The organism is Scopulibacillus cellulosilyticus, assembly GCF_042665295.1.
GTDB lineage: Bacteria > Bacillota > Bacilli > Bacillales > Sporolactobacillaceae > Scopulibacillus_A > Scopulibacillus_A cellulosilyticus.
In genome coordinates, this window is sequence record NZ_JBHTCO010000005.1 from 200,272 (window position 1) to 219,021 (window position 18,750).

Here is an 18,750-nt window from a genome sequence, read left to right on the forward strand (position 1 = left end):
ATAATGACAAATAAGAAAACTATTTCGTTAAAGGTAAATGGCAAGGAATATACCGTATCAGTGGAACCCCGAATGCTTCTTTCTGATGTATTAAGGGATGAGCTCAGATTAACCGGCACTCATGTTGGCTGTGAACATGGTATTTGCGGTGCCTGTACGATTTTAATGAACGGCCGTCCTGTCAGGTCATGCCTGTTATTCGGCGTTCAAGCTGAAGGGGCGGAAATAAAAACGGTTGAAGGGCTGACTAATAGTGATGGTTCGCTCCATCCGCTGCAGGAAGGATTTTGGGAAAAGCATGGTCTTCAATGCGGTTTTTGTACGCCGGGGTTTTTACTGACTGCTTTGCATCTGTTACAAGAGAATCCTGATCCATCACGGGAAGAAATCCGGGAGGCGATTTCCGGTAACTTGTGCCGTTGTACAGGATACCAGAATATTATCGATGCGATTGAATATGCGGCAAAAGTTTTAAATGCACAAAGGGAGGTGAAAGCATGACCATCGGTATAGGTGTCAAGCGAGTTGAAGATCCCAACTTAATAACGGGAAATGGAAAATATGTCGGGGACATTAATTTGGCTGACCAATGTGAAGCTGTTGTTGTCCGCAGCACCCGCGCACACGCCAACATTATTTCAATTAATAAAGAGGCCGCTGAAAAAAGTCCGGGTGTTTTAAAAATTTTAACTTCAGCTGACCTTCCCGATGATCTTCCGCCAATACCGATGCGATTGTCACCGGAAAAATCACTGAATTATGCCCTGCAATATCCTCTTGCCAAAGAAAGAGTCCGCTATGTCGGCGAACCAATCGCTTTGGTTGTGGCAACAAGCAGGTATGCCGCAGAGGATGCAGCTGACTTAATTAACATTCAGTACAGCCCTCTGCCTCCTGTAATAGATGTTTATCAATCTATTAAATTAGATGCTCCTTTGCTTCATCCTGACATTGGCAGTAATGATTTATTTGTCATTCACTCGAAAAAAGGCAATTTTGAAAATCAATTAAAGGCATGTCCATTTGTTTTGGAAAAAGAATTAACTATCCAGCGCCATTCAGGTGTACCATTGGAAACAAGGGGATTGGTCGCTGCTCCGGAACCGGATCATCATCTTACGGTGTATGGGGCAGCTAAAGTTGTCCATTTTAATCATCAGGTGCTGGCAAAACTTTTGAAAAAAGATATGGCTGACATCAGGTTAGTTGAAACAGATGTGGGCGGAGGCTTTGGTGTCCGCGGCGAATTTTATCCTGAAGACTACTTAATCCCTTATGCTGCTATGCAAATCGGCCGCCCGGTACGATGGATAGAAGACCGGCTGGAACATATGAAAACAACCAATCATTCCCGTGAACAAAAACATCGTGTAACGGCAGGCTTTAATGAAAAGGGACGCATTCTTGCCTTTCGGGATGAAATTTTTGTAGATACAGGTGCCTATATTCGTACACACGGTGTTACTGTACCGGAGCTGACACAAGGCATGCTGCCTGGTCCGTATGATATACATGCTTTAGAAATTGTGACCCATGTTATTGCTACGAATAAGACACCGGTAGGAACGTATCGGGGGCCCGGGCGTTTTGAAGGCACATTTGTACGTGAAAGGATTATAGATATGATCGCCCAGGAGTTAAAAATTGATCCCACGGTCATCCGGGAAAGAAATGTTATCAGAAAAGATCAGATGCCTTACACTAACGGTATCTATGCCCTCGGTCAAGAGATTAAGTTTGACAGCGGCGACTATCAATCTATTTTAAATAAAGCACGCCTTGCCGTTCAGTGGGAAAACTTCGAAGAAAGACGAAAGCTTGCAGAAGCAGATGGGCGGCTGTTGGGACTAGGATTCGCTATGTTTGTAGAAAAGTCGGGGCTTGGACCATGGGAGTTTTGTGAAGTCGAAATATCAAAGGATGGCCATGCGTTTTGTAAAACCGGACTTGCTGATGTTGGTCAGGGAATGAAAACAATGCTGTCGCAAATATGCAGTCAACAATTAGGCATCCCATATGACAAAATTAAGGTTATACACGGTGATACCGATAAGGTAGAAAAAGGGAATGGATCATTTGCAACGCGGGGAACCGTCGTCGGCGGTTCAGCGGCATGGTATGCCTCACAGTCGCTTAAAAATAAACTATTGGACACAGCTTCGAAACTTTTAAGCATTTCCTCAGATCAACTAAATCTTAGCGACGAGTCCGTTATGCATACAGAAAATAAGCTTAAACTGATACCGATAGAAGAATTGATTTCTGAATGTTATAAAAAAGGCATTCAACTAAAAGAAAAGTATACTTTTTCTACGGATCATATGACTTATCCTTACGGCGTTCATGCAGCTGAAGTGGAAATTGACCTGGAAACAGGAAAAATAAAGATTAACAAATATCAAATTGCTTATGATGTTGGACGATCCATTAACCCGTCTCTCGTTGGCGGGCAGCTGATCGGCGGTATGGCTCAGGGACTTGGCGGTACGCTTTATGAAGAATTGAAATATGATGAAACGGGCCAGCTATTATCTGGTACATTTATGGATTATTTGATTCCCACTGCAAAAGAAGTCCCTGAAGTTAATATAAATATTTATGAAAATGAACTTTCCCCCTTAAATCCATTAGGTGTAAAGGGTGCGGGTGAGGGAGGAACTGTCGGGGTTGCCCCGGCAATAGCCAATGCAGTCATGAATGCCCTCAGAGAATATTCAATTGAAATTATTTCCTTGCCAATTCGTCCGGACATGGTTAGAGAAGTCATAAGAAACGGAAAAAAGAGTAAAGTACCCCCGGAGGCGAGATCATGAATTATTTAGGAAAAGCATTAAAAAGAAAGCACGATCCGAGGTTACTTCGAGGACATGGATGCTATATTGCTGATTTACAAAAAAGAGGGACATTAAGCGCAGCGTTTCTAAGAAGCCCTCATGCTCACGCAAAAATTACTGATATAAATTTTGAAGAAGCCAAAAAACTGCCGGGTGTCGTTGCTGTATTTGGAGCGGACGGGTCTTCTGAACTTCCGTGTTTACCCTTAATATTCCCCCAGCCGGATTTAACAGGAGTGACACAACGCCCTTTTAATCCATTTGTGCATCATGTCGGTGAACCTGTTGCCATGGTTATTGCCGAGTCAAGATACATAGCGGAAGACGCCCTGGACCTTATTACTGTTCAATATGAGCCGTTGCCAGCTGTTGCTAAGTTAGAAGATGCTGATTTAGAAGGAGCAGCATTGGCTCATGAACATCTTAAGTCCAATTTAGCTATTGAATTTAATAAAAGTACCGGGGATGCTATGGCAGCAATGCAAGAAGCCGATATCGTCGTATCGCATCGTTTTGAGATTGGCAGGGTCAGCTGTTTGCCTATAGAAACAAGGGGATTGATGGCTGAATGGAAAGAGCTTGGCCCTGAACCGGTGCTTGAAGTTCATGCGGCCACCCAAAGTCAACATGAAATGCGCAATATTTTAGCAAAGCTTCTTAATATACCGGAAAACCAAATCCGTGTTATCGCACCTGATGTCGGCGGTGCATTTGGGGCAAAAGCTATTTTTTACGTTGAAGATTTTCTCATTCCGTGGGCTGCCCGTTTAGTAGGCGCACCGGTACAGTGGATTGAAGACAGGTTGGAACATTTAATGAGTTCAATCCATGAACGCGAACAGATTCATGAGGCGACACTTGGTATTTCAAGCGAAGGAAAAATTATTGCAGTTCATGATAAGATGCTGGCTAACACAGGTGCATACGTCCCATGGGGCGTTATTGTTCCCATTATGACAGCAACACTGATCCCAGGGCCTTATAAAGTACCTAATTACTTATGTGAAGCCAGGGTGTTGTATACAAACACAGTTCCGCTTGCGCCATTTCGCGGTGCCGGACGGCCTCAAGCGGCACTCATTTTAAATCGGCTTCTTGATTTAGCGGCAAAGAAATTAGGTATTGATCCCGTCGAAATAAAGAGAAGAAATCTCATTGAAAAAAATGAATTTCCATACAATACGGGATTAAAAGCAAGAGATGGCAGTCCGCAAATTTATGACAGCGGGGATTTTAAGAAACTTCTTGAGAGAGTTACAGAACTTGGGGAATATGATCATTGGCGTCATCAGCAGCAAAAATATCTTGAAGAAGGCCGGTTCATAGGCATTGGCGTCGTATCATCAATTGAAAATACAGGATACGGAACTTTTGAAGGCGCTACTGTCCGGATCGAAGTTAACGGAGATATTTCTGTTCATACCGGGGCAGCAACACAAGGGCAAAGTCACGAAACCACGCTTGCCCAGATTGCGGCAGAAGTATTTAATATACCATTGGAAAAGGTGAATGTGCGTGAAGGGGATACAGCATTGATTTCATATGCCACGGGGACCTTTGCCAGCCGCGTTGCAACAGTCGTTGGAAGCGCTGTCTATAATGCTGCGGTTAGGGTTAAAAATAAAGCTTTAAAAATTGCTTCAAATATTTTGGATACAGACATTGATGATCTGGAATTGACTGGCGGCTATATTCAAATAAGAGATACCGATTATAAAATTCATTTAGGAGAGTTAGCACATCAGGCAAGAGGTGTTATTCCCGGGTCAACCTTTTCTTTTCCAGTTTCGCCGGGTCTTGAGGTGACAGAATACTTTTCTCCAAAAGCCGCTGCTGTGACATCAATGGCAGATTTAGCAGTTGTCGAGGTTGATCCTGATTCTTATAGAATAAAGATTCTTAATTATGCAACAGTACATGATAATGGGCGTATGTTAAACCCTCTTGTTGTCAAAGGGCAAATTCAGGGAGGGGTGGCCAATGGTTTAGGCAACGCTCTCTATGAGGAAATTATCTATGATAATCAAGGTCAAATTTTAACAAGCAGTTTAATGGATTATCTTGTGCCAACAGCATGCGAAATCCCGGATATGAAAATAGATCATATTGAAACACTTTCTCCATTAAACCCGTTAGGAATTAAAGGTGCGGGTGAAAGCGGTACAATTCCCGTTCCTGCGGTCATTCAATCCGCAGTTGAGGATGCTTTGTCAACATTTGATATTAAGCTTAGTAAAATTCCTGTAAAACCTTCACAGCTTTGTGATCTTGTGAGCCGGTCAATGGTGAAGGGTTAAGGGGTGATGGGATTTGGAATCGCCGACCCAGTTTATTAAAGAAACAACGACGATGGCTGTTTACAAGCATTTAAAAAAACTTATATTAACCGGACAATTTCGGCCAGGTGAATGGATCAGAGAGCGGCAGGTAAAGGAATTGCTGGACGTCAGCAGCACACCAGTTCGTGAAGCGCTTCGAATGCTGGTTCAAGAAGGTATCCTGGTTTCTGTTCCGCATCGCGGCGTTCGGCTGAAAATATTATCTAAAAAAGAACTGCAGGATTTTTATGAACTTCGGAGCGAAGTTGAAGGATTAGCGGCGCGGCTTGCTGCTGCCCGCCGTACAGAAGCTCAATGCAAAAAAATGGATGATTTATTAAAAATAACTGAAATAAAATTGAACAACAGCTCCGATTTTGGAACCGATGCAGCCGATTATAATAATGCATTTCACGATTTAATAGCGGAAGCCAGCAATAATCAAGCATTAATAAATTCATTATCAAAAATGCGAACGGAAGTCAATTTATTAAGAGTCATGCTGTGGAAAAGTGAAAAACAAAGACCGATAACAACCTTAAATCAGCATCGCTTAATATTCCAAGCTATTGCTGAAAAAGACAGTCATTTAGCGCGTCAAAGGATCCGGGAACATATAGAAGACTCCGCTAAATTAGTATTGCGTGTCGCTGAAAAGGCATTAAACAAAGAAAATTGACTTATAGTCTGCTTTAGGAGGGAACAAAAAATGAAAAGTTTTAAATTATACGCTGTAGCAAACCGCATTTTAAAAGAATCGGTAAAACTTCAGGCAGGTGAAAATGTTTGTATTGTGACTGATACTAATACAATGGAAATAGGTGAGGTTTTCGCTTCGTGTGTAACAGCAATGGAGGCTGAACCGGTCCTTTTGGTTATTAACCCAAGAAAAACACACGGCGTAGAACCGCCAGCTATTGTTGCGGCAGCCATGAAAGAAGCGGACGTTATTTTACAGCCGATTACTTATGCGATTACACATACTAATGCTACAAAAGATGCCTTGGCAAGAGGATCACGTGTATTAGTTATGAGGGGCGTTACAACTGACTTAATGATAAATGGTGCAGTCGGCGCCGATTACCAAGAGATCGACCGTGTTTCTGAACTTGTCAGACGAAAAATGACAGAAGGAAGCCAAGTCAAAATCACCTCGCCATCAGGAACGGATCTAAATCTCAGTATCGATGGACGGACCGGCATTATGCTGACAGGACTCGTAAAGGGGCCGGGCACTTTTGCCGCTATGCCTGACGGGGAAGCTGCTATTGCGCCTGTCGAGGGAACGACTGAAGGAACATTAGTGATTGATCATACGATGGACGGTATAGGATTACTTGATGAACCCATACGGTTAAAAATCAAAAAAGGTCTGGTTACTGAAGTTAACGGCGGACAGTCTGCTCAAAAGTTAAAAAAAATAATTGAAGAAGCTGATGAAGGCGGACGTAATATTGCTGAATTTGCCATTGGAACAAATCCAAATGCAAGGTTGATAGGAAATATGGCAGAAGATAAAAAAGCCATCGGAACGGTACATATTGCTATTGGCGACAGCCATGTGATTGGCGGTACGGTGGAAAGCAATATTCACTTAGACGGCTTGCTTTTATCGCCAACAGTCATCATTGATAATGATTGTGTGATTGATAAAGGTAACTTATTGATTGAAAAAATTCCGCAAACAAATGTTTAATTGAGAAATGAAGACACCGGAGATCAATATTGTAGTCTTGGCAAGCGGTTTGTCAAGCAGGATGGGGGAGCAAAAACTCCTCCTTCCGTTAAAAGGAAAAACACTTTTGGATCATGTGCTTATTAAGGCAAAATCATCATGTATAAGTAAGCTGTTAACCGTAGTTCCTGCAAAAAATAAAGAAATTAAGAAAATAGTTTTTTCTCACAACGCTCGTCTTATATGTAATTTCCAGCCCGAAAATGGTATAGGTTCTAGTCTGGCATTAGGAGTGAAAAACCTGCCAAAAACAACTGATGCTGTTATCGTTTTGCTTGGTGATCAGCCAGAGATACAAATTGAAGATATTAATAGAATAACAGATTATTTTCTAAATCATTGCTCTTCTTTAGCAAACCCGGGGACATCAGGAACGATCATTCAAACCTGTTACAAGGATAAACGGTGCGGTCATCCTGTATTATTTTCAAAAGAATTTTTTCAGGCCATTTGTCAATTAAATGGAGACTCTGGCGGTAAGCATATCATTAGATCCAATCCCCGGAATCTAATAAAAATTCATAGCCCGAATATCTATCCCTGCGATATTGATACGCCAAACGACTATCAAAAATTATTAATTCGCAATAAAGTCTAAAGGAAAATCGCCAAATATGTTTAATAATATAGTGAAACTTCCATCAGTGGGAGTTTTGTTTATCCCCCACTGATGGTTAGCTGAACAAATTGGGGTGTTATCGTCCGTTATCTCCCGCCTAAACTTCGGCGCTTAAACTCAAATTTTGAGGCGGGAGTTTTACGGACGGTTGCACCGGGATAAATTCATTAGGCTTGCCATCAGCTCATTTAAATTAATGGGATGATGGCTTTATATCGATCAAATATGCTTTGCATAGGAGGATCAATAAATGAAAGAGCTTTATAAATGCATGCAAGTAATGAAAGAAAGCCCAAATGCCAAATTTGCGATGGCGACAATCATCCAGGTCAAAGGATCCAGTTATCGCCGTGAAGGAGCAAAAATGCTGATTGGGTCTGACGGGGAAATGTTCGGAACGATCAGTGCAGGATGTTTAGAGGAGGATTTGTATTATCAAGCTTTGCGAGTTCTTGAGACAAAAGAGACAAAGACTGTCAGTTATGATCTCAGATCAGAAGACGATCTATCTTGGGGACAGGGGGCCGGATGTAACGGAAAAATCGATGTGTATATTGAACCCTTTTATTGGAATTATATACCGAATTATTATGACAGCCCTGTCAGCCCGTCGGTTTATCAATATATGAACAAGGGTAAGAGGATCGTTTCTGTAAAATATTTAGGGGATCAAATTCAACCGGAGTTTTTATTGTTTTATTCCGATAATCAACAATTGTTAACAGAGCCTTATCAAACATTAATTGTTGACGATGTTATTAAACCTTATTTAGAAGGCTTCCTTAGCAGCGGACTCAAAACCAAAATGATAAAAATCAACGGTTTTGAGAATCAATTTTTGTTTGAAATCAATGAGCCTAAAGATCCGTTATTTGTTTTTGGAGCCGGTCCGGATGCAGAACCCTTAGTAGAACTTGCATCTAAATTGGATTACTCTGTAACAGTCATTGATCCCCGGAGCAGCCGTTGCTCCAATAAAAAATTTCCCTCGGCAGATTTTCTTTATGCAGAACACCCGGAAAAGTTTCTTAAAGAAACCCAATTGCCCTCATATAGTTATGTCATCGTTATGACGCACAATTTTAACAGAGATCAACAAATTTTACGTCATCTTGCCGATGTTCCGCTTCAGTATTTAGGAGTATTGGGGCCTAAAGATAGAACAAGCAGGCTGCTTTCTTCAAAAAGCATGATTAATAAGATTCACTCTCCTATCGGATTAAATATAGGTGCAGACGGACCAGAGGAAATCAGTGTCAGTATTATGGCTGAACTTATAAAAATAAGAAGTGAAAAATCCGTTTTTACTTTAAATAGATGACGATGTTCAATTAAATTACTGTTTACTTAAGTAAGAAAATCTTATAAGGGTGGTCATGCGATGAACTTAACTTATTTAGAAACGTTTTTAACTGTATATGAGTGCGGGAATTTTACCGAAGCAGCGAAGCAGCTTTATATTCCTCAACCGACCGTTTCCAATCGTATCCGTTATTTAGAAGAAGAACTTAGGCAGGATCTTTTTGTCAAAAATCAAAAAGGAAAGCGAAGTGTTAATCTTACGAAAGCGGGAGAAAAATTATTGCCGTATGCCCGGCAAATTCTTGAGACGATGACAGTTGTTAAAGAAGAATTAAATGTCACAAATCGAAAAAACCTGAAGATTGGCAGCACTATCCCGCTGACCCATCCTTTTATTTATAAAAAAATTCAAATGTTATATTCGCCAGATAATAATGTTAATGTCTACGTATCATCTATTAATCAATCTAATGTTATAGAAAATATAATCAACAAAGATATTGATTTTGCGTTGGTTACTGAACCAATAAATGATATGAATATTAAATCTTATCCCATAAAAAGCGAAGAATATGAACTTATTCTATCAAAGAAACACAGGTTATCAAAACTGCCAATTCTGGATAATATTAAATGTTTGGAAAATGAAAATATGGTTTATTACGAATACTATCGGTTAATTATGAAAATGTTAAACGCTCTGCAAATGAAATATAAGAAAAAGCTAGTAACTAACCAAATAGAGTTGGTCAGGAAGTTGGTAAAAAGCGACTATGGCATCGCCATTTTACCCTCCGTTTTATTTCAAAAGGAAATAGAGGATGGAGAAATTATAAATATACCTATTTCAAAAAGTTTTGGACTCGATAAAATCCACTATTATTTAGTTTGTAATCAGAATAATGTGATGCTCAAAAATATATTTTTATCAAATTTGCAAATGGAGCCAATTTAAATGTGCTATTTGCTATTAATAAGTAAACCAAAATAAAATAAAAAGGGTTATTTTTCTAATATTCGTGATAAAATAATAATTAATATACTAACTCCAATAATATAGACCGGAGGATAAGCGATGAATTTTATTATTAAAGAAATAACCAAGGAAACGAAGGATTCAATCAAAAACATTTTCATCGAACAATGGGGAAGCCCGCAAATGGTTTCTCGCGGAAAGTGCTATGACTTAATAGAATTGCCGGGGTTTCAAGCGCTTCATAACGAGCGGATTATTGGTATGATTACATTTAAAATGAAACAAAATGAGATTGAAATTATTTCACTTGACAGCATTGTTGAAAATCATGGTGTCGGTATACGCTTGCTAAACGAGGTCATTAACATAGCGGGAAAAGAAAACATAGACCGTGTTTGTCTTGTAACAAGTAATGATAACACTAAAGCGATGAGATTTTTTCAAAAAAGAGGTTTTAAAATGAAGGCTTTGCATTTAAATGCTGTTCATGATGCCAGAAAGCTTAAACCTGATATTCCGCAAACCGGATATGATGGTATTCCAATCGAACATGAAATTGAGTTTGAATATATATTAGGAAAATCGGAAAACCCGCAAGAGGTTATTAAGACAATCAACCTGGAAAAATGGGGGATAATGGAGAGTTCTTAATAAGGGGCCTTGTTTAATTTTTAACTAAAACTTTAAGCGCCTGCCTGTTTTAACAGGCGGACGCTTTTTAAATATCGAATAACATCACAATTGCATTTACGAGATCATTTCATAAATGCCAATCCCTATGAGTACAAGTCCTGCGATAAGCTGAGAGTATGGTCCAATAACTGACTGATAAGCTTTTTTGCCAATTCTCTGTCCCATCTCAATAGATATAAATGAGAAAAGACCGATAATAAACAGGAAGAAAAAAGAGTGTATACTGGTTAAACTTGAGCTGAAGGAAACACTCATTGCATTCATTGATAAGGCAATGCCAATTAATACGGCTTCAATATTAGATATGACACGGTCTTCGTTAAGATCACCTTGATCCGGGTTTCCTAAAATTTTAATAAAAGAAGAATTAATTTGCTCGCTATTTTTCTTAGTGCTGTCATGAATAATTGACCAAATCGTAAACCCGCCAATAATAATTAACAAACCGCCTCCCAAAGCATTTGTAATGTCTTGTGAAACAAATTTTGTAATAATTTCACCAGCAATAAGGGAAATTCCCGCCAGAATAATAGCTACAATACTCATAATCAGGTTTGATAAATAAGGGATTTTAACATTTTTCATACCATAGGAAATAGCTATGCCTAAATTATCTAAATTTGCGGCAACGCCTAATAAGACAATGGTTAACCAATACATTATGTCTCTCCTTATCATGACCTATTAACGGTATACGCTAAATGAGCCTAAAATGTGTTTGGCTAAAGAAAAGACAAAGAGAGACATAATAAAATAAAAAACTTGTCTTAAAAGGTGAAGACAGAGAAGCAACAACTTGAATAAAAAAGTTAATATAACGCTTTCGGTTCAGCTTTTTCTTCTTCAATTGTTTTTCTTGCGCGTGTTTCTTTACCAAGTAACAGCACATTAAGCGCGGCAATTATACATGATATAAAGAAAATGCTAAAAATAATAGTAAAAGATACCTTTGCAGCAACGAGGTAGCCGACAACTAACGGGCCGGCTATTGCCCCGATACGCCCAGCCGCGTTTGCCATACCGGAACCAGTAGCGCGGACATCCGTTTCGTATTGATCTGTTGTATAGGCATAAGTTGTTCCGGTTACGCCAAGGTAGAAAAACGAAAGAGCCATTCCGCCGCCTATTAACGTAGGGAGACTTTCAGCAGTACCGAAAATAAATGCACTGAACGCTGCCATAACTAAGTAGCTGATGAGTACAAATTTACGTCCTACCTTCTCAACAAGCCAAGCTGCGCTGAAAAAGCCAGGCAATTGAGTCAGCGTCATCAACAGGACGTAGCCGAAGCTTTTTATGAGACCGAATCCTTTAAGCACCATCATTGAAGGAAGCCATAAGAACATGCCATGATAAGAAAACATCACAAACAACCAGAGAATCCAAAGCATAAGTGTAGAGCGGGCATATTTGCGTGACCAAAGAGTTTTCATGTTTTCTAAGATAGTGTTTTTTTGCTTTATTGATGCCTTGAAAGCAGGAGAATCAGGAAGCCCGCGGCGCATATAGATCGCCAGAAATGCCGGAAGCGCACCAATGATCAAAGCTGCCCGCCAACCCCACACCGGCATGATGAAATAAGCAATGACGGCTGAAACAATCCATCCTACAGCCCAAAAGCTTTCGAGTAAAACCACCATGCGGCCGCGCTTATAATCGGGTACATTTTCCGACACTAACGTTGAAGCAACAGGGAGTTCTCCTCCCAGCCCAAGTCCAATAAAAAAACGAAGGATAAGAAAAACGGAGAACGTTAAGGCTAAGGCTGATAATCCGCTTGTGACAGCAAATAATAATACCGTATACATCAGAACCTTATTTCGCCCGATACGATCCGCAAGTGAACCCGCTATTACAGCACCGATTAGCATGCCAATCGCATTAATACTTCCAATCCAACCGGCTTGCTGAGGCGTTAAATGCCATTCACCTATTAAAGCAGCGGCAATAAATGATATAAGGCCCACATCCATTGCATCAAACACCCAGCTAAGTCCGGAAATAACGAAAATCTTAGGGAAAGATACATCTTTGGTATTTTTAGACCTCATCCGAATCCCCCATTTAAATTTCTTTTTTATTTGTGTTGAATAACATCGGCTAAGTAAGCGCTGTCACTAATGTGCGTTCAATCTATTCTGACACCACCTTTCTTAAATAACACGTGTTGTCCAGCCTAGGAAAAACATAAGTGTCCCATATTTCCAACTATTTTGAATATTTATCTTGATTATAGACTGCATAATATATAATGTTAAATATCAAAAGTTTATCAACATATAAAGTTTATAAATGTTACATAGGTCTTACGGAAAATTTCACAAAGAGGGGGGGATGAGCAAAATAAATAATGATAGTTTAAATTCAAGTATTACCATACTAACGGGGAATGAAGAACTCGTATCGTGAATACCATTGGAATAAACATAAGAATTAATGAAATAATTTTGGAGGATTATATATGAAGGTCATTATATTTACTGACACAGGGGTTGATGATACTTTTGCCCTTTTATATACATTATTTCATCCGGATATAGAAGTCATAGCAATTGTCGCCGGCTATGGTAATGTGTCCCGTAACCGTGCACTAGGCAATATACAGTTTATTTTATCTATAGCCGGAAAGGAAAATATCCCAATTATAAGCGGAGCCAGCCGTCCGCTGTTAGGGGATGAGCCGATTTACTATCCTTACGTTCATGGTATTGAAGGATTTGGAAGTTACATACCGCAGCAACAGCCTCATGTATTATATAATTTCAGTTCAATTTTTTCTTTATTAACACAGTCTTATGAACCCGTAACAATCATTAATATTGGCCGACTAACATCACTGGCCCTGGCTTTTATTTTACATTCGGAGATTCTGGATTTGATTCAAAACATTTATGTTATGGGAGGGGCTTTCTCAATTCCAGGGAATGTTACACCGTACGCTGAAGCGAACATTTTTGCTGATCCCACTGCTGCCAGTATTGTTTTATCACACAGCAGCCCGTTATCCGTACATCTTTTGCCTCTTAATGTGACTAAAAGGGTAATTTTTACTCCTGAAATGATTCAGTCGTTAACCCAACAATTACCTAAAACAATTCAACAAATATTAGATCAAATGTTCCAGTATTATTATTCCTATTATAGAAGGAAAAGTCCAAGCATAGCAGGCGCCCCTCTTCATGATTTGGTTGCAGCCGGCGCTGCCGTCAATCCCCAATTCTTTAAATATATTCAAAGGAATGTACAAATTGAACAAACATCACCATTTACTAAAGGAGTTACAGTTGCCGATCTTAGGGACACCCCAACTTTGAATCCAAGTCATAATGATTTCTCATTTATAGCACTTGATTTAGATTATCACAGCTTTATAAAAGACGTTTTCATGGTTTACCAGAGAGGAAGCACTACTCATTAGTTTAGCTTTCTTTCTAACCTATTAATATAGTTTACAAAAATAAAATTATGTAAACTATATTAAGTAAGCAAACTTTCTATCATTGATGAACCAACAATCATTGGATGTCCAAAGCTAATCGGTGCTAACAAAAGCTTTAAATACCTATAAAGGAATCTTACTTTTTGTCCCACATAAATCAGTGTTTTTTAAAAGCTGGGTAACTAGAGTATGGAATATCGAGATGGAACTAAAGGTGTAAAGAGTCATCGTAAATTCCTCATGACTCTTTACTTATAGAAAGGGACTTTCGATAAATGATATTTTTTTAATTTATAGTTTAAATTTTGCCTAGATATCCCTAGCGATTCACTTGCCTTTGATACATTTCCTCCTGATTTATTTAAGGCATCTTCAATCAACGAACGTTCTAACTGCTCTTTTTGTTCTTCTAACGTACCATTATAGGACAATGGAAAATCTGTTAAATGTTTTGTACTTTTTGTTATATTTTCTTCGATCATTTGTTTTTGAAATGCAGATGAAAGGTGATCAAATGTTATCAGTTTTTCATCATATATAAGATTTAAGCAACCTTCAATAGCATGTTCAAGTTGCCTGACGTTCCCGGGCCAAGAATAGTTAACAAATAAGTCCAAGACCTCTTCATCGATCCCCTTTACTTCAATGTTCAATACCTTAGCGTGTTTTTTAATAAAAAAATTAACTAAAGCAGGGATATCTTCCTTCCTGTTTCGGAGCGGCGGTATTTCTAAGTTTACGACACTTAACCGATAATATAAGTCTTCGCGTAATCTTCCATTTTTTATCGCTTCATAAGGATCCTCATTGATCGTAGCGATGATGCGGACATCGGTGTCAATTATTTTTTTTGATCCTAAGCGGCTGACTCTTTTTTCTTGAATACATCTTAATAATTTGGCTTGTAAATTAAGTCCCATCGAATTTATTTCATCAAGTAATAAGGTCCCTTTATGCGCTTGTTCAAAAAAACCCTCCCGTTCGACAGCGCCGGTAAAACTTCCGACACTTGTTCCGAATAGCAAACTTTCAAGTAAATTTTCTGGAAGAGCAGCACAATTTTGCCCGACAAAAGGATAAGATTGACGAGAGCTTTCATTATGTATACTTTGAGCAAATAATTCTTTTCCAGTCCCGGTTTCTCCAATAAGTAAAATGTTAGAAGAAGAGTAAGAGGCTCTTCTCGCTTGTTCTACTGTTTGGCGCATTTTTCTTCCATTAAAAATGATGTCATTAAATTTAAAGCGTGTATGATTATTGATCGATTGTTTATTCTCAATATGAATTGGCTCGTCTTTTTTTTGTAACTTTTGTATGGTTTCTAATAAATTTTTTTGTTCTGTGATATCTTTTAAGATTTCTACCGCACCCATTTTTTTATTCCCTACGCTAAGTGGGTAAGTTTGCGATAAACTTGTGATCGCTTTGCCGCTGCTATTAAAATGTGTTTCCCGGTGATTTAAGGTTTTCGAAAGTTGCAATGACTTAAGTAATTTGCTGGAATATTCGTTAAAATTAGGAAAAGCTTCATACAATCTCTTGCTTTTAACAGCATCAGGTTCAAGGAGGTCAAAATCGCCCATTTTTTTATTATAAAATATAACTCTTCCTTCGCTGTCGATTGCACATACGCCTTCATCTAATTTATCAAGGATTAAATCAAATAAATACTTTGATTCTTTCATTTTATGCAATTCAAATTTTAGTTGCTGTAATTTGGTCATACTTTTTATTATTAATAAAAAGTTGTTACAAACAGGCGTAATACTTAAAATGAATTCTTCAGTTCCAAAAGATAATGGAATCCCTGTTTTATGTTCATTATTGTTATGAGTAAAATACTTTTTGAATTCAATAGGAATCAGTTCAAATATTGATGTGTTTTCTGCATGATTCGCACTTAGAGAAAACAGTCTCATTGCAGAACGATTGATTTCTAGGATGGCTCCGTCTGAGTTAATAAGGATCATACCATCGAAAACAGTATTCCATATCTGTTGTAAAGGTATATTTTCCATTTTAAAATTCCCCCTAATGAAGTTTTTTACACCATAAATCCTTCTTGTATTTTTTAACTAATTATAATATATAGAAAATTATTTTTCGAAAGATTTTTTTCGATGTAAAAAGATTTTTCTCTTTAAAAATTATATTTACATTAAAAAGTAGCGCATTTAAAGGCTTTTTTATATCCTAGTGGAAAAAAATAACGAATAATTTTTTGGCATAGCTATTGCATTAAATATGACAAACGATAAAAAGGAGGATATTAAATGACTTTAAATTTAAGTCAAATTAAAACAATTGATGTTCATTGTCACCCATTCATTGCAAACCAGGAACCTTATACACCTGAGGAATTTTTAAAAAAGCTGTCCTTATCTGTTATTCCGGATATGTTTAAAGCAGGGGAAAAAGGAACTTTGAAGCGAATTTATCCTGGGATGAACATGTACATGCAAATTACACTTAAGAAATTAGCTGAATTTTTTTCATGTAAACCATTTTTACGTGATGTTGTTGAAAAAAGAAACGAAATGGCACAAGACTTCTCCAAGTATACGAAATTATTATTTCAAGATGCTCATTTGCAGGGACTCTTAGTTGATTTCGGTTATCCGACGCCGCAAATTTCGAGAAATGAATTTAAGGCATTAACAGGTGTTCCTCAATGGGAGATTCATCGTATTGAGCTGGTGATGGATCAACTGAGAGAAGAATGCACTGAATTTGGCGAATTCATAGAAAAATATCGAGATAATTTAAGACAAGCTTTAAATAAAAAACATATGCTGGGATTAAAATCAATTATTGCTTATCGAAGCGGTCTCGAAATTGGTGAGAAGGATGAAAATGCTGCCAGAAAGCAATATGAAGATTTTCATCATAATGAAAGGGCAAAGGCTAAATCTTTTCGGGATTTTTGTCTCCATATTGCTATGGAAGAATGTACTAGGGCCAATAAAGTGATGCATATTCATACCGGTGTCGGGGACGGGGAAGTTGTTCTTCCCAAGGCAAGCCCTTCGCTGTTAATAGATATGCTTAGAGATAAAAAATACAAGGACACAAAAGTACATTTTGTTCACGGCGGATATCCATGGATGGAGGAAGCCGGATTTATCGCCAGCATTCTTCCAAATGTCTATTTAGATATTTCATTGCAAAATCCATTTATGGGCCATGGCGTTGAGCGTATTATTTCACAAATATTTGAAACAGCACCATTTGATAAAGTTATGTACGGCTCCGATGCTTTTACCGTTCCGGAAATGAACTGGTTAGGTGTACTGCTATTTAAAGAATGCTTTGAACGCGTTTTAAACGACTGGATGAAAAAAGACTATATGGATAAAGAAATGGCGCAAGAAGTCGCGGAAGGTGTTTTATTCAGGAACTTTGAAAATTGTTATAAAGAGCAGCTTAAGGAGCTTTCTGTATGAACAAAAATAGGAGAGCAAATGAAGAGTTCCTTCCTGAAAAAACACTAGGTTTTTGGACAATTTGGGCTCTTGGTGTCGGCTCTGTTATAGGAGACGGCATCTTTCTGGCAATGGGACAAGGGATCGCTGCAGCTGGATCAAGTGCCATCGCCGCCTATCTTATTGCCGGATTATCACAACTTTTTTTAATGATCGCCTTAGGAGAACTGGCTGTTGGAATGCCAAATGCCGGAGCAATGTCACTCTGGGTAGAAAGATTTATGGGGAACTGGTGGGGTTTTTTATCCGGTTTTACTTTCGCTATTGGCTGGGTTATCGCGGGTGGAAGTACAGGGCTTGCTTTAGGAAAGATTACAGCCTGGTTTTTTCCGCAACTGAAAGGTGACCTTTGGCCAATTCTATTTTCTATTATCTTTTTAACTTTATTTGCAGTTTTAAACTTAATTGGAACAAGTATTGCCGCGCGTACTCAACTTTATCTTGTTATTGTCCTTACTGTTATTATGGCACTTTTTTCAATTATTGGACTAAAAGATATACGCATGAGTCATTTTAGTCATGTCATGCCGCATGGATTGGGGGGATTTTGGGCTGCAATACCAATGGGAACTTATGCCTATTTAGGCACAATCACCCTGACAACTTCGGGAGGGGAATGTAAAAATCCAAAAGATTTGCCCCGAGCTTTAATTTGGTCAAGTATAACATTCTTAATTCTGTATACCCTTGCGCAAGTTGTCTTACAAGGCATTATTCCATGGAATGAGTTTACAACAAATAATTCGCCATTTACTCAAGCGGCTGGACAAGTTTTTGGATTTGCGGGAGCTTTTATTATGAATCTGGCAGCTTGGATTGCTGCGGCAACATGTGTTCTGATGGGGACGCTGTATGCCGCACCAAGAATCTTTTATGCCCAAGCAAAAGAAGGATATTTACCAAAGTTTTTTAGTCAACTTCATCCAAAAACGAAAACGCCTGTATATGGAACCATCATTGTTTGGATTGTATCCGTTATTTTTATCATCATTAGCGCTCTGGCACCAAGCAGCATCTACGTAGAATTATCTTTACAAGTCACTTTAGCCTGGATGGTCTCATGGACACTTGCGTTAATTGCAGCCATTTTTTATAGGCAAAAATCAAAAAAAGAAGTAAACAATCTTCCATGGAAACAGCCGCTTTATCCTTTGTTTCCGATACTCGGTTTTCTAGGTATTTTGATTGTTTGTATAGGGACATTCGTCGGATCTCCAACATCATTAATCATTGGAGCTGTTTGGATAGGTATTCTATTTATTTTATTTAAAGTATTTTATCGATCTAAAAAGTCTATTCAATCTATAAAACGGTCAAACCAGAAAATGATAGACTCATAAGGAGGCAGCAAT

The 18,750-nt window shown here is 38.5% G+C and carries 15 protein-coding genes; 12 read left to right on the forward strand and 3 right to left on the reverse strand.

Annotated elements, in window-relative coordinates:
• The first annotated feature begins 3 nt into the window (after nt 1-3).
• The 9 genes from ACFQRG_RS07555 (at nt 4) to ACFQRG_RS07595 (ending at nt 10,435) form a co-directional block, all read left to right on the forward strand.
• Entirely contained in the window at nt 4-501 is a 498-nt protein-coding gene (locus ACFQRG_RS07555) for a (2Fe-2S)-binding protein (protein WP_380965251.1), read from the forward strand.
• Nucleotides 498-2,813 carry a xanthine dehydrogenase family protein molybdopterin-binding subunit gene (locus ACFQRG_RS07560; protein WP_380965252.1) on the forward strand — a complete coding sequence of 772 codons (2,316 nt, stop codon included), beginning with the start codon at nt 498-500 and terminating at the stop codon, nt 2,811-2,813. Before ACFQRG_RS07555 ends, ACFQRG_RS07560 begins: the two co-directional genes overlap by 4 nt.
• Complete coding sequence (locus ACFQRG_RS07565) at nt 2,810-5,131, forward strand: molybdopterin cofactor-binding domain-containing protein (RefSeq protein ID WP_380965253.1); 2,322 nt, start codon at nt 2,810-2,812, stop codon at nt 5,129-5,131. The genes ACFQRG_RS07560 and ACFQRG_RS07565 overlap by 4 nt, the downstream gene beginning before the upstream one ends.
• Nucleotides 5,132-5,144: 13 nt before the next feature.
• A complete protein-coding gene (locus ACFQRG_RS07570) occupies nt 5,145-5,831 on the forward strand; it encodes a GntR family transcriptional regulator (protein WP_380965254.1) in 687 nt (228 codons plus the stop codon).
• A gap of 30 nt (nt 5,832-5,861) precedes the next feature.
• Entirely contained in the window at nt 5,862-6,848 is a 987-nt protein-coding gene (locus tag ACFQRG_RS07575) for an aminopeptidase (RefSeq protein WP_380965255.1), read from the forward strand.
• Between the two features lie 7 nt (nt 6,849-6,855).
• Nucleotides 6,856-7,485 carry a nucleotidyltransferase family protein gene (locus tag ACFQRG_RS07580; RefSeq protein ID WP_380965256.1) on the forward strand — a complete coding sequence of 210 codons (630 nt, stop codon included), beginning with the start codon at nt 6,856-6,858 and terminating at the stop codon, nt 7,483-7,485.
• Between the two features lie 271 nt (nt 7,486-7,756).
• A complete protein-coding gene (locus ACFQRG_RS07585) occupies nt 7,757-8,827 on the forward strand; it encodes an XdhC family protein (RefSeq protein ID WP_380965257.1) in 1,071 nt (356 codons plus the stop codon).
• A 60-nt stretch (nt 8,828-8,887) separates the two neighbouring features.
• Nucleotides 8,888-9,763, forward strand: a complete 876-nt coding sequence (locus ACFQRG_RS07590) for a LysR family transcriptional regulator (protein WP_380965258.1) — start codon at nt 8,888-8,890, stop codon at nt 9,761-9,763.
• 120 nt (nt 9,764-9,883) lie between these two features.
• A complete protein-coding gene (locus tag ACFQRG_RS07595) occupies nt 9,884-10,435 on the forward strand; it encodes a GNAT family N-acetyltransferase (RefSeq protein ID WP_380965259.1) in 552 nt (183 codons plus the stop codon).
• Between the two features lie 96 nt (nt 10,436-10,531).
• Here ACFQRG_RS07595 and ACFQRG_RS07600 read toward each other — a convergent pair whose 3' ends face one another.
• Nucleotides 10,532-11,137, reverse strand: a complete 606-nt coding sequence (locus ACFQRG_RS07600; RefSeq protein ID WP_380965260.1) for a manganese efflux pump — start codon at nt 11,135-11,137, stop codon at nt 10,532-10,534.
• Nucleotides 11,138-11,286: 149 nt separating this feature from the next.
• Nucleotides 11,287-12,528, reverse strand: coding sequence for an MFS transporter (locus ACFQRG_RS07605; protein WP_380965261.1), 1,242 nt, complete (start codon nt 12,526-12,528; stop codon nt 11,287-11,289).
• Between the two features lie 410 nt (nt 12,529-12,938).
• Here ACFQRG_RS07605 and ACFQRG_RS07610 point away from each other — a divergent pair, with 410 nt between their 5' ends.
• Nucleotides 12,939-13,895: a nucleoside hydrolase gene (locus ACFQRG_RS07610; RefSeq protein ID WP_380965262.1), complete on the forward strand. Its 957-nt coding sequence runs from the start codon at nt 12,939-12,941 to the stop codon at nt 13,893-13,895.
• 269 nt (nt 13,896-14,164) lie between these two features.
• Here ACFQRG_RS07610 and ACFQRG_RS07615 read toward each other — a convergent pair whose 3' ends face one another.
• On the reverse strand, nt 14,165-15,934 hold the full coding sequence (locus tag ACFQRG_RS07615) for a sigma 54-interacting transcriptional regulator (protein ID WP_380965263.1): 1,770 nt from the start codon (nt 15,932-15,934) through the stop codon (nt 14,165-14,167).
• 255 nt (nt 15,935-16,189) lie between these two features.
• Here ACFQRG_RS07615 and ACFQRG_RS07620 point away from each other — a divergent pair, with 255 nt between their 5' ends.
• Together ACFQRG_RS07620 and ACFQRG_RS07625 are read left to right on the forward strand one after the other, a co-directional pair.
• Nucleotides 16,190-17,359: an amidohydrolase family protein gene (locus ACFQRG_RS07620; RefSeq protein ID WP_380965264.1), complete on the forward strand. Its 1,170-nt coding sequence runs from the start codon at nt 16,190-16,192 to the stop codon at nt 17,357-17,359.
• Nucleotides 17,356-18,738, forward strand: coding sequence for an APC family permease (locus tag ACFQRG_RS07625; protein WP_380965265.1), 1,383 nt, complete (start codon nt 17,356-17,358; stop codon nt 18,736-18,738). Before ACFQRG_RS07620 ends, ACFQRG_RS07625 begins: the two co-directional genes overlap by 4 nt.
• The last annotated feature ends 12 nt before the right edge of the window (nt 18,739-18,750 follow it).